The following is a 13,683-nucleotide window of genomic DNA, read 5'->3' as shown; positions in this document are numbered from 1 at the left end:
CTGGGCAAAGCCAAGCCTTTAGGTTTGTAGTAGATAAAATAGATGTAATTTCTTATCTTGTATTTAAGAATTCATCTAGTAGGAAGAGAACCTATAGCCGAGCCAGACTATAAAAATCTATCTCTCGAAACAGCCTCTTCCTACCTTTATTCAATCTCAAACTCAAATAGTTTTCGGAGTATTTTTATTGACCTAAAAATAAACTCATTAGATAAGGTTTTAAGTCTGATTGAATACGATGAATCACTTTTTAAATTAGGTAACTCTAAATTAACTTATTTATGCAAACTTACCAAAATTTTATAGGCATTGATGTGAGCAAAGAACATTTAGATATTGCTATTCTTCAAGAAGGAGAAGTAGTAAATCATAAACGCATTGAGAACAATTTGAACGCAATACAGACCTATCTTTTTTCTTTTCAAGACCTTTATGAGCTAGAGAAAAGTTTGTTTTGTATGGAACATACAGGAATGTATATCAACTGGCTTGTCATTGCTTTGATGGAATTTAATTGTGCCATTTGGGTAGAAAATGCCATTCAAATTAAACGTTCTATGGGTGTCAAAAAGCTTAAAAATGACAAAGCTGATGCTGAAAATATCGGAGCTTATGCCTTTCGTTTTCAAGACAAAGCGAACTTATATATTCCTCCTACTCAAGAACTAGAAACCCTAAAAACCTTGCAGACACTACGAAAAAAGCTAGTTACTCACAGACAGGAGCTAGAAACTTACGTTGGTGAGCAGAGCCAATTTAGCAAAGCGTCTATTCAGCAGCTTCTAGAGGAAAGCTCTAAAACAACGTTGGAACACTTTAGCCTTCGCATAGAAGAAATAGAAAAGCAGATGCATCAAATTATTCAAGAGGATGCTGAATTGAAAGAACTCTATCGGCTCACCACTTCTGTAGTAGGTGTTGGAAAAGTAACAGCGATTCAGTTACTGGTAGCTACTGATGGTTTTACCAAATTTGATACTGCCAAACAACTCGCTTCTTATTGTGGTGTTGTGCCTTTTGAAAACTCTTCTGGGAAATTTAAAGGCAGGGCAAGAGTATCAAAAATGGCTAATAAAACCCTCAAAACAGCCTTGCACATGTGCGCTTTATCTGCTATGAAAGTAGAGGGGGAGATGAGAGAGTATTACCTAAGAAAAGTAGCAGAAGGCAAGAATAAAATGAGTGTTATTAATGCCTTACGAAATAAAATTATACAACGCATTTTTGCCTGTGTAAAAAACAAAACGCTATATGATAGAAACGGAATAAATTTTAACAATTTTTCTAAAGGATAGGCTTGGTTTTACCATAGTTTTCGAGAGCTATTTTTTGTATCTTGCCAAGGAGAGCTGGGAAAACATTTGATTTGTTAGCTCAAGAAGAGAATCTTGACCCAGAAAAATTAGAAACTTTAATTAATCAAAGATTATCTATTTATGGGCAAAACCTCTCAAAGAGATGATATACTTAATGCAGTAATCGGAATTATAGGATTATCACAACGCAAGATACTAGCAGAGAGAATTATAAACAAAATTGATGATTTTGTTGATACTTATGAGAAGTAAACAATCTACTTCAATTAATTGGAAAATATACTTCTATCATAAAAAATAATTCAAACTATAAATTACATTAAAATGACATTAATATCTGATTGGATAGCAAAAACAAATGAAGAAATTAGTTCAGTACCTAATCAGAGTAATGAGCAATATCATCGTTTTGTTCAACTTTATTTTTTGTTGAATAATCTTCTCAAAAAGAGTAATCTTAGTAATCCACCTATTAAAAGAGCCGATTCTGGATTAATCACAGATTATTTGCCAACATATTTAGAAAGCAATTGGCAACAAATTAGTAGTGATAGTAGTATAGAAGAAAGCTGTTATAGAATATATCTATCATTAAATTATAACTTCTCTTTAATGCTTGAAAACAATTTTTATGCAAACACAACAGCAACATCTTCATCTCCTATATCAGTCATAAAGACACAAAACATCTCATATAAAAGTACTACTCATAGTAGAATTAATTATACAATTACTGACGAGGATTTCAAAGTTTTTTCATTAATCCTTAATTATGGGGGGAAATATAAACAAAAACGATTAAAAGAATTAATGGAGGGAGCTTTGAAAGTTATATATGCTGTTAGAAATAATTATTATCATGGAGGTAAAACAGATTCATCAACACAAAAAAAGCTATTAAATCTAATTAATATTTGTATTGTCAATGTAATTGAAGTTTTAATATTGACAGAAAAATTATTGAATCCTAATGATAATACTTGGAATTTGGGAAGTGATTGGGAAACAATACGAATAGATTTAAATAATAGTCTTCAAAATATTGTAAAAGAAAAGATAATTAGCTTTTACAATAATGACGATGAACGTGATGACAGATTAAGATGGAAACACCTTCTTGATGAAGAAAACTTAGAAATATTACGCCTTCCTTATTATTTTATACTTCTTGAAAAGCAGAAAATTACAATAGAAAGTTGTACTCACAAAAATTATAAAGATGTTATTGATGCTGTTAATGAGATTAGCAACTTTCTATCTATACGAAGTCGTATTAGTTGGGACGGTTTAGATAATAAATATAGGAATACTTTGCGTCAAAAAAGAAATTCTATTTTTCACGGAAATGAAAATAGTAGTTTAGAAGACATAAGAACAGAAATAAATGAAAATAACGAAGATTTACGTAATTTAATGACAAAAGTTGATGAGTTTTTAAACAATTTTAATTAAGAAATATAAAACAACGCCTATTCTTTTTCTGAGGGTAGGCATTTTTGCATTATAAAAAGGCTATTTCATTGACTTTAAAGCCATAATATAAATTTCAAACAATCTATTGAATAAATAGTGTGCATAACCTATTGCATTAATTTTATATTAAAAATCTTAGTTTTTTTAAACATAGTTGTGATTTATACAATTATTTATTATAATTGTACAATTAATTAAGTTTATGATAAACTAATTAATGTGATTTCACAATTTTCCAATCAATCCTTTTACAACTATGTTAAAATTAAATCTGTTATTTTTTGTATTTGCAATCGCCTTATGTTTTACTTCATGTCAAGAAAACAATGAAGTTAGTCCCAACAATTATACAATTGAATCTCTAGTTGAAGCTGGAGGGCTAGACAATCTTACAGTTCAAAATTATATTAAAAAATTGTATAAATTACGAGCTGATGGTAGTTTAACAGACAAGGAAATTGAATCTGTTGGCAACAGAAATGAACCTAATTTAGAATTAGCTTTGTTGGTAACAAGTCAGTTTAAAGAAGCTAATATTCTTTGGATTAATTCTGCATCAGAAGATAATGGTAACAATGAAAAGATAGAAGCTACTTACTATACTGGTACAGGAGGAGATAGTAAATGGTGTTTGAATTGTTTCTGTACAAAGTATCCAGCAAAGAAACTTAGTAGTAATTTTGGCTCATTAAATTGTAATGAAGTACCAATCAGCAATTCTATCTACTGGAAGAGATGTTCAGATATAGACTGCAATAACACTTGTAATTAATTTCTCTGTAAAAAGCATAAAAAAACGCCTATTCTTTTTTTGAGAATAGGCGTTTTTTTATGCTTAATATTCAAGTGAGATACCGTCCAAATGCTCTCTAATAAACCTCAAGTCCTTAGAGAAAAACATATTTTTGATGGTTCACAAATATAGCTTTGTGGTTACACCTATTTTTTCTTTTCAAGTCATTTGAAGGCTATTGAGAGTAGTTGCATAAAATTCAAAAATTAGTAGAATTGACAAAATTTTGTCTTTTTCTTTACAAATCAATGCGTTGAAAAGAGAAAAATCAGACAATCTTAAGACTGCCTGATCTATATTTAATTTATCTAAAAACCTGTAACACTATTTCAGGACTAGACAGGTTTCACTGTTCTCAAAAACGAACGAAATGCTTCCTCAGAAAATTATAAACAATTTACTACATGTTTCGACTTTTGGAAAGCCTATAAAAATATAATCAAAACTGGAAAATACCATAGTGTTGGGAAAGATGCTGGACAAACTAACCATGTCGAAAGATGAAATAATACCTTAAGACAAAGAGACAAAAAGTAGGTAGATTTGTAGGAAATAGAATATTCCATGAAATTAGCAAAAACTCATTTATGCAACCTACAAGGAGGATTTTTAAAATTTGTAAGGACAAACTAACTATTTTGTAATTTACAAAAAAAGCAAAGTTGAAGACTTCAAATCTACTAGAAAAGTAAATTTGCTCAAGTTAAAAAACTACTCAAAAATTCATTTTCTAAATTATTTTATCTAACTTTTGGAATAAAATCGTTGAAGTTGTTTAAGGTTTTACTATTTTTTCGTTTTAATTTAAACAATTTCACTACAAACAATTTTGACCAAATTATTTATCTAATGAAAAAAAATATAATTTTCCTGCAAATTTTTGTCTTTAGTCTTTGTGTGGTTGTTTTTTCTTCGTGTGGCGATACCAAACCCATCAAAGAAAACAATACTCCTGATACTACCTCTGTATCAACTAATCCTGAGCTAGAAAGAGATAGTACTCAATATAAAGATAATAATGCGATTTCTTATCAAAAAGACCTTCTAAAGGGTGATTATTACAATATTGACCTTAACCAAGATTTGACTACCAAATCGTTAGAAGAACTTCGCTTGCTTAGAAATGCACTTGTAGCAAGGAAAGGTTATTTATTTATGAATGCTGATTTACGTGGTTTTTTTAGCGCACAAGGGTGGTATGATTCCTTGATGATGAAACGTTGGGAAGCCGAAGAATATGATGATAAAGTAATGCCCCTTGAACTAAGTGCTGAAGAAAGTATTTTTGCAGAAAAAATAAAGGTTTTGGAAGAAGCTAAAAAGCAAGAAAATTATATTGAAGTAAATGGAAAAACAGTTCCTAATATTAACAATGTTATCAATCTTTGGCAATATGAAAATGTAGATGAGCAGTTTTTGAATAAAATAGCTCAAAATGGTTTTGCAATTGTTCCAAATGATAATATTCAGTTTTTTCATGTATATGAAGAAAATGATTATCGTCAAACCCCACATTTTGTAACAAATGATATGTATTTACAGCTCTTTCATATGTATTTTATGTATGTTTTGAGAACCTTAGAAGAAGAAAATTTTGCTCCTATGCTCACTAATCTTTGTGAGGGATTGTATAAGGCAAACTATAATTTAGCACAATCAGAAACAGACCCAGAACTCAAAAAAGCAGCCGAGTGGAACTCTACTTATTTCGCTATTGCACTTCATTTATTAAACCAAAAAAATAAGCCTGTCATTGAAGCACATAAAGAATTTTACAAACAAGAAATTGAAAACGTACTAGCAGAAAGTGATGAGACATCAGAGTTTTTAGATTATCAAGATACAAAATTTGCATATAGTCTTTTCAAACCTCGTGGACATTATACACGCAAAAAAACATTGCAAAATTATTTTCGTGCTATGATTTGGATTCAGACTGTTCCCCAGTGTTTGGATAAAGATGAACATTTGCGTAGAATGGCTCTCAATGCTCACTTTTTGAATACTGAAAAATCAGCACAAGGAAAATCATTGATTCAACTTTATAAAGGAATTTTAGAACCCACTACTTTTTTGATTGGTGAACCTGATAATCTTTCAGCTCTCAATATTGTCAATCTTTTGGGCGAAATTGGTATTCAATCGCCTCAAACACTTACACAAAAAGCTCCTTTAGAGACTCTTAGAACTAAATTAGCAACATTAGCAAAAAACTTAAATAAAATAAAACCTGAAATAGAAAAAACTTGTCCTGACAAAATCAATCTGATGCCTCAACGCTATTTAGTAGATAATGAAATCTTGCAAAGGTTGGTAGATATAAAAGAAGGACAGCCTTCAAAACGTCCTTTTCCAAAAGGGTTAGATGTTTTTGCAGCTTTTGGAAATCAGGCAGCACAGAAAAATTTGGTGGAAGTATATGACGAAAAAAATAACTGGAAAGAATATATGCCAAGACTAGAAGGCTTACAAGCCAAACTCAAAGATTATAATGAATGGGACGAAGCTGTTTATAATAAATGGATTTATACACTTTTAGGAAGTTTTGAGTATGATAAACGTACACCTGCTCATTTGAAAAGTGAAATGTGGGATTTGAAAACACTCAATACAAGCCTTGCTTCGTGGGCAGAACTCAAACACGATGCAATTCTGTATGCCGAACAACCTATGGCAGCAGAATGTGGTGGTGATGGACCTCCAAACCCTTATACAGTTGCTTATGTAGAACCAAATACCGTCTTTTGGAAGCGACTTTTGGAGCTTGTCGATTTGAACAAAAAACTTTTGCAAAAACACAATTTATTTAAGCCTTTTGAAGGTAAAACCACTCAAATGCGTGAGCAAATAGAATTTCTAGGTAAGATTTCTGAAAAGCAATTGGCAAGACAAAAAGTGACAGAGCAAGAATACAGAGAGTTAGAATATATAGGGGGAGCAGTCGAAATGTTTACCCTTTCTATTATTGATAATCAACTTTCCTACTTAGATAGTTGGGAAAATGTAACAGGAACTGACAAATCAATTGCTGTTGTGGCAGATATTTATACCAATAATGTGGATACTCAAAAAGCTGGAATTTTGCATGTAGGAGTAGGAAAAGTAAATGATATTTTTGTGATTGTAGAAATAGATGGTTATTTATACCTTACTCGTGGAGCAACTTTTGGTTATCATGAGTTTGTGAAAGACCCAAATACAAGATTAAATGATGAAGAATGGCAAAAGATTTTAGAAACAGATGAAAAACCAAGTCTTCCAAAGTTTTTGAATCCAATTTTATATAAAGGAGAACAGAAACCAAAATCAAATGAAAAGGTAATGTATAGTTCGGGTTGTTAAATAAACGTTATCACGGTTGTTTACAGGTCTAATAATTAGCAAGTTATAGAAAAACAAACCAGTCTTATTTTTCCATAGCGCAGGGTTTGCAAACCCTGCGCTATGGAAAAATGAACATTACTAATTTAACCGTGATAACGTTTAATATAATAATCAAATTTATTTCTCTTTTTGAAACGTATTTGACTTTTATGTAGTTATTCTATTTTATAGATGGTCTTTGTGATTTATTATGAAATAAAATTGCAACATTAGTTCTGCTTTTTTTCGTACAGCAAAAAAAACAACCATTTTACATAAATCTCTATCAAACACAATAAAATTATGAGCAAGAAAAAAGACAAAAAAATGAAAGTAAACCCAGAATTAGAAGGGTTGAATGTTCATGTCAATGAGTTTGGCGAAATTATAACTTCTTATGATGCTGAGCAAATAAATAAGTTTTTAGATAAAACGCTCTATGATAAAAAAATAAGAAATCAAGATGCAAAAACAGGCTCTTTGAAAGAAAAGCATAAAAAACAAGATGAAGAAGAATAGATTTTATTCTTTTAGATTTGATAAACCATACTACTCAAAATTATAGAGGAACATGGTTTTTTAAATCTTTTTTTTTCTACTACTTTTATCTAACAAATTGCCATGAAATTCAAATTATTATTTTTATCACTCTGTATTACTTTCTTTTTTTTGGGAAACGAAGTTTTTTCTCAAGTCAGTCTAAATTCTAAGGATTATTATCTTACTCTCAACAAGCCAGGAAGAAAAAAGCGTATTCGCTTTTATATAGGGGAGGAGCTAAAATTCAAACTCAAAGATGAAAATTTTAGACGAACAGCTACTATTACAGCCATTGATTCGAACTCTATAACAATAAATGGAGTAGCAAAAATACCTTTAGAAGATTTTAAAATGATTCATGTAGAAAAAGATAGCTATTTTGCAGGATTATCAAGAGCAGCACATGCAAGTGGAACAGGTGCAGGAATTGTATTTGGCGTTTTGGGAGGAGTGGCTACATTGCTGAATGTGGAAAAAGGAGAAACTATGATATATGGTGGGGGAGTTTTATTTGTAGTAGGACAATTTTTTAGCCTTTTTACTAGTCGTAATTATAGACTTAACTCCTATCGTTACCTCCGAACTGTTCCCCAATGGCAAGGTTTAGACTTAGAAAAAACAAGCAGTTATTAGGAATAAAACACAATAAAAAGTGCAATTTGACAATGATAAAATGTAATAAATACCTCTTTAGTGAATTTAAATGCGCTTATGCTTACTTTTTTTAGGTAGATATATTATGAAAATTGATATAAATTTGCGTTATTCGGAAAGATTTTTTGAGAAATAAACATTCAAAAAATCATAAGAAAACCAAAAACACACAAATTATTCAACTTTCATTTTAGTACAACAACTCATTTTACTTCAACCTGCTCTTTGTGAACGAATTCCAAAATCTTCTACAAAAATATACAAACCAACATTCACGTTTTTTGAGTGTTGATGGTGCGCTTATTCATTATCGAATTGAGGGCAAAGGCGAACCTCTTGTTTTGCTACATGGCGCTTTTTCTTCTCTACATACTTTTGAAGAATGGACAAAACGGCTTTCTAAAAAATATCAGATTATTCGTTTGGATTTACCTGGGTTTGCCCTTACAGGAAGTGTTCCTGATGATGATTATTCAATGAAAAGACATTTACATTATCTAAATAGTTTCTTAGAGATATTAGGAATAAAGAAATTTTACTTAGGTGGTAGTTCTTTAGGTGGTTGGGTCGCTTGGGAGTATGCGCTTCATTATCCTAAAAAAGTGCAGAAACTAATCCTTTTAGATGCAGCAGGCTTTATGGATGCTCAAAGTATTCCCTTACCTTTCAAAATGGCTCGTACACCATTTTTTGGACGTGTAATAAAGTATGTTATTCAACATAATGTTTTGGAGCAGTTTGTAAGAGAGGTATATTATAATCAGTCCAAAATTACGCCTCAAATGATAGAGCGTTACTACGAACTTTTTACTAGAGATGGAAATCCAGAAGCATTTTTGTTACTTGTAAATAATAAACACAAAGAAAATACAAAGAACCTCAAAAATTTGGCAATGCCTGTTTTGATAATGTGGGGACGTGAAGACCGTTGGATTCCTGTTCGTAATGCACACCGTTTTCATGAGCTGATTCCACAAAATAGAATGCTAATTTACGAGCGTGTTGGGCATTTGCCAATGGAAGAAGCTCCTGTTCAGACAAGCAAAGCTGTTGTAAAGTTTCTGAGTGAGGAGTTTTAAATTTAGTTTTATAGGTCAATACTCAATAAATTTTTACTCAATTATATTTTTATGCTTAATAATTATTAAAAATAAAATTTGAAAAATCCCATTACTATAAAGAATAGAAATATTGGAATAGATATTTTGAGAGGATTTTCTATTTTGTTTGTTATTCTCTTGCATCTCAATATTCGTTTTGGTTATTCTACCACTTTTCTAAAAGAAATTTTGCCTAAAAAGCTATTTTCTCTTATTTTTTGGAATGGAATGTATGGAGTAGTTATTTTCTTTACTCTATCAGGATATTTGATCACAAAATCGGTAATAGCAAAATGGGGAGCAGTCTCACAAATTGATGTGAAAAAATTTTATTTTTTTCGCTTTGCCCGTATAATTCCTCTGCTTTTTACATTGATCTTCATTCTTTCCTGTTTTCATATTTTTCAAATAGATGGTTTTGTAATAAATCCTAACAAAGCTTCTCTAGCTCGTTGTGTATTTGCTGCACTTACATTTCATATCAACTGGCTTGAAATACAGGTAGGTTATCTTCCTGCGAGTTGGGACGTATTATGGTCTATTTCTATTGAAGAAGTATTTTACCTACTCTTTCCTATTATTTGTTTTTTTATAAGAAATAAATGGCAACTTTTCTTTCTTTTGATTTTCTTTATGTGTCTTTCGCCGTATGCTAGAATATATTTCTATGAAGGAAACGAGTTAGCTTCTAAAGGCTATTTTGCTTATTTCGATGCTATCACTTTTGGCTGTTTCATGGCTGTTATAGCTGACCAAATCACCTTTCAGAAGTGGCTTTTACGTATTTTTTGTTTGGTAGGTTTATCTCTAATACTATTTATTATTTACTATAAAAAGATTGTTTACGACTTAGGTTTAGTAGATTTAGGACTAAATATCACAATTCTTTCAGTAGGAGTTTCTTTTCTTTTACTTTGGCTTCATAATCATCATAAAATGGGAAAAGAAAAAGATTACTTAGCTTTTAGATGGCTCAAAAGTATGGGTGTTTATAGTTATGAAATTTATCTGACACACATGTTTGTCGTAATTTTTGGTGTTCAGATTTATAAATATCTTGAATTAAGTAGCAATTATTTAATTCCTTACTCGTTGCTCTTAATTTTACTTTCTTATTTTTTGGGTAGAATAATCTTCAATTATTTTTCTGAACCTTTGAATAATTGGCTAAGAAGAAAATTTTGACTTATTAATCCTTAACTGATTTTATCAAAGGAAAAATAATCAAAGTAATTGAGCCAATACAAACTGCTATAATTCCGACCCAATTGTAGTGAATTAATTCTTTTGTCTCACTAGCCGATTCAATAACAATATAACCACCGATAATAGACGCTAAAGCAGAACCAAGCTGTTGAACAGAAGAATTTAAACTCATAAAACTGGCTCTTCGTTTGGACGGAATTGCCATAGTAAGCTGCGTTTGAGCAGGTACCATACGTCCACTTCCAAAAACAAAAAAGAAAGTTGTTACACAGAGAGCAACCCAAACAGGAATATCAGTCAAATGAGTAAGCAAAATAACAGCAATGAAAGAAATAGGAAGGATAATATTAAACATTTTTCTAGGGCCAAAACGATCAACATAACGCCCAACTAAAGGAGCTGTAAAAATAGTAAAACCTCCTCCAATAAAATAAATAAGTGTGATTTGTTCTTCTGAAAAACCAATATTACGAATCATATAGGGAGTAATGAAAGGAATCAACATAAACTGCCCAAGCACAAGCGTAAAAGTTAGAAGCAAAGCCAAACGAGCATTTCTAGAATTTAAGATTTCTAATAGAGCTTCTTTTCTTGTTTCTTTGTGTCCATTTCCCAAATCAGCTTTGTTTTTAGCATCTATATGAGAACGTAAAGAAGGAATGTATTTGAAAGAAATAATCCAAATAATAAAACTCAAAATACCTAAAAGCTGAAAAGGCGCATGCCAATCAAATGTTATAGCTAAATACAAACCTGTCGGAACTCCAATAACAGAGGCTACCGAAAAAGCCATCATAATTATTCCTACAGCTTTTCCTCTTTCTTCAGCTACAAACAAATCACTAGCTATAGCTAAAACCAATGCACCAATTACACCACCAAAAAAACCTGCTATTCCTCTAAAAATCAAGAAAAAATAAAAATTAGGAACAAACGAACACGCAAAAGTAGCCATTCCAAAACAAGCGTATACAAACAAAAAAGCTGCTCTTCTATCAAACTTATCTAAATAAACAGCTCCTAAAAGCCCAGCAATAAAAGCACAAGAAGAGTAAGCAGAAACCAAAAGGGCATATTCTTGAGGAACAATTTCAAAAAGTTTCATGAGACGATCACTCAATGGCATAATTATCATGATGTCCATGATGTGAGTGAAATTGGCAGCAGCCAGCAAAAAGAGTATAAAGGATTTATTTTTCAAAACGTGATAGGAGACAGGTATAAAACTTTTGTAAAAAGAGTATCAATACATAAAAAAACATGCTAACACAAAGTAATCAAAGTTAGTTTTCAAAGTTGAGGAGTTTTAAGAAAGTTTTATTAATAATTATAATACAAAAATCCTTTATCAACTATTAAAAATAGCTAATAAAGGATTTTGTAAAGTATTAGAATGATTTATTTTCTCCTCACAACAATATTTCCCAATACAAGAATATCCATTTTGGTACGTAAAAAACAATCTAATGCTTCTTGTGGCGTATTTACAATAGGTTCATTTTCATTAAAAGAAGTATTTAGAAGAACTGGAACACCTGTTTGTTCTCTAAAAGTATCAATGAGTCTATGATAACGTGGATTTGTGCTTGCACTAACAGTTTGTAAACGTCCTGTTCCATCAACATGAGTAACAGCAGGAATCACCTCATGTTTTTCTTTTTTGATAGGATAGACCTTTTCCATAAATGGAACTTTGTCAGCACCTTCAAAATATTCTTCTACATATTCTTCTAAAATAGAAGGAGCAAAAGGACGGAAACTTTCTCTGCGTTTTATTTTTTCGTTCAATAATTCTTTTGCATCTGTTCTTCTTGGGTCGACCAAAATTGAACGATTGCCCAACGCTCTAGGTCCAAATTCTGCACTTCCTTGAAACCAACCAATTACACCAGCGTCAAGAATAGCATCTGTAACTGTTTTATATAATTCCTCATCATTCAAAACTGAATACTGAATGTCTTTTGCTATTTCTTTCGTTGATTTTTCGTGTTTTAGAATTGTCTCTATTTCTGTATCCGAATAATTACTTCCTGTATAAGCATCCCAAATTGGTTCTATTCTAGGTTTCTTTAGTTCATGATTATAAAAATACAATGCCGAACCCAAAGCTGTTCCTGCGTCATGTCCTGCACTTGGAACATACACTTTTTTGAAAGGCGTATTTTGCAAAATTTTTCCATTGGCTACTGAGTTTTGAGCTACTCCACCAGCTACACACAAATTATCCAAACCTGTTTTTTTGTGCAAATGATTTAGAATATGAAAAATTGTTTCTTCTGTAATGCGTTGAATAGAAGTAGCCAAATTGATATGATGCTGTGTAAGAGGTTCATCTTTAGTACGCATTTTACCAAACTTTTCTTCTAAAAGTGGTGATATAGGTGTATCTACATGAGGTTCGCCACCTTCCCAAGACATCGTAACACCATCTTTATCGTGTCTGAAATAATCTAAATTGAGTTCAAAAAGTCCGTTGGATTTGAATTTTATTATATCTCTAAACTGTTCTAAATAAACAGGCTCACCATAAGGAGCAAGTCCCATTACTTTATATTCGTCTCCATATTTTGGAAAACCTAAATAACGAGTAAGTGTGGTATAAAATTCACCTATCGAATGTGGATAATTGACTTGGTCAAGAACAGTAATTTGGTTGCCTTTACCTGTTCCTGTCATAGTAGAAGTAAAATCTCCAAAGGCATCAATAGAAAGTAAAGCAGCTTCATCAAAATCTGATGGAAAAAAGGCACTTGCCAAATGAGAGCGATGATGTTCAATATTTTTGACTTCTGCTTTTATGCTTTTTTCGTTTATTTGAAATGCTTTTGCTAATTCTTGTTTTACTCCTCCTATTTTTTTTGAGTTTTGAAGACGACTTTTTATAGCATCATAACTAATCATTTTGCTGGCAGCAAAGATAATTTTTTTATATAAATTGGATGAAGGATTACGAGAAATTGTAATATAATCTACATCTTCAATAGAAATACCAGCTTCTTTCAGACAAAATTTAATTGCCTCTGTTGGAAACCCAGCCCAGTGTTTAATGCGTCTGATACGTTCTTCTTCAGTAGCAGCGATTAATTTTCCATCTTTAAGAATACAAGCAGAAGAATCTCCGTGATAAGCATTAAGACCTAAAATGTACATGTGTGAATAGTTAAGAATAGCAAAAAGTCTAAGTATTTTACTATGTTTTGATAAAACCAAAACACTTATAAAAACTTAGACATTAATA

At 31.2% G+C, this 13,683-nt stretch carries 11 protein-coding genes; 9 read left to right on the top strand and 2 right to left on the bottom strand.

The features are described 5' to 3' along the window. Positions 1-281: 281 nt before the first annotated feature. From V9L04_RS17675 to V9L04_RS17635, 9 genes are all read left to right on the top strand, one after another. A complete protein-coding gene (locus tag V9L04_RS17675; protein WP_338790811.1) occupies positions 282-1,295 on the top strand; it encodes an IS110 family transposase in 1,014 nt (337 codons plus the stop codon). A gap of 141 nt (positions 1,296-1,436) precedes the next feature. Then, entirely contained in the window at positions 1,437-1,568 is a 132-nt protein-coding gene (locus tag V9L04_RS17670) for a hypothetical protein (protein ID WP_338791247.1), read from the top strand. A gap of 72 nt (positions 1,569-1,640) precedes the next feature. After that, the gene (locus tag V9L04_RS17665; protein WP_338791246.1) at positions 1,641-2,768 is read left to right on the top strand and encodes a hypothetical protein; all 1,128 of its coding nucleotides are present in this window, start codon (positions 1,641-1,643) and stop codon (positions 2,766-2,768) included. A gap of 436 nt (positions 2,769-3,204) precedes the next feature. After that, positions 3,205-3,561, top strand: coding sequence for a hypothetical protein (locus V9L04_RS17660; protein WP_338791245.1), 357 nt, complete (start codon positions 3,205-3,207; stop codon positions 3,559-3,561). An 870-nt stretch (positions 3,562-4,431) separates the two neighbouring features. Beyond that, entirely contained in the window at positions 4,432-6,924 is a 2,493-nt protein-coding gene (locus tag V9L04_RS17655; RefSeq protein WP_338791244.1) for a DUF3160 domain-containing protein, read from the top strand. A gap of 324 nt (positions 6,925-7,248) precedes the next feature. After that, positions 7,249-7,464 (top strand): hypothetical protein, encoded by a 216-nt coding sequence (locus V9L04_RS17650; RefSeq protein ID WP_338791243.1) that lies wholly within the window; start codon positions 7,249-7,251, stop codon positions 7,462-7,464. A gap of 102 nt (positions 7,465-7,566) precedes the next feature. Beyond that, positions 7,567-8,118 (top strand): hypothetical protein, encoded by a 552-nt coding sequence (locus tag V9L04_RS17645; protein WP_338791242.1) that lies wholly within the window; start codon positions 7,567-7,569, stop codon positions 8,116-8,118. Positions 8,119-8,366: 248 nt separating this feature from the next. After that, entirely contained in the window at positions 8,367-9,218 is an 852-nt protein-coding gene (locus V9L04_RS17640; protein ID WP_338791241.1) for an alpha/beta hydrolase, read from the top strand. Positions 9,219-9,296: 78 nt separating this feature from the next. Beyond that, on the top strand, positions 9,297-10,424 hold the full coding sequence (locus V9L04_RS17635) for an acyltransferase (protein WP_338791240.1): 1,128 nt from the start codon (positions 9,297-9,299) through the stop codon (positions 10,422-10,424). Between the two features lie 4 nt (positions 10,425-10,428). Here V9L04_RS17635 and V9L04_RS17630 read toward each other — a convergent pair whose 3' ends face one another. Both V9L04_RS17630 and V9L04_RS17625 read right to left on the bottom strand, forming a co-directional pair. Continuing rightward, entirely contained in the window at positions 10,429-11,646 is a 1,218-nt protein-coding gene (locus V9L04_RS17630; protein WP_338791239.1) for an MFS transporter, read from the bottom strand. 197 nt (positions 11,647-11,843) lie between these two features. Continuing rightward, entirely contained in the window at positions 11,844-13,595 is a 1,752-nt protein-coding gene (locus V9L04_RS17625) for a carbamoyltransferase (protein WP_338791238.1), read from the bottom strand. Positions 13,596-13,683: the final 88 nt, after the last annotated feature.

It is taken from the genome of Bernardetia sp. MNP-M8 (assembly GCF_037126285.1).
Taxonomy (GTDB): Bacteria; Bacteroidota; Bacteroidia; order Cytophagales; family Bernardetiaceae; genus Bernardetia.
This window is presented reverse-complemented; position numbering and strand designations above follow the sequence as displayed.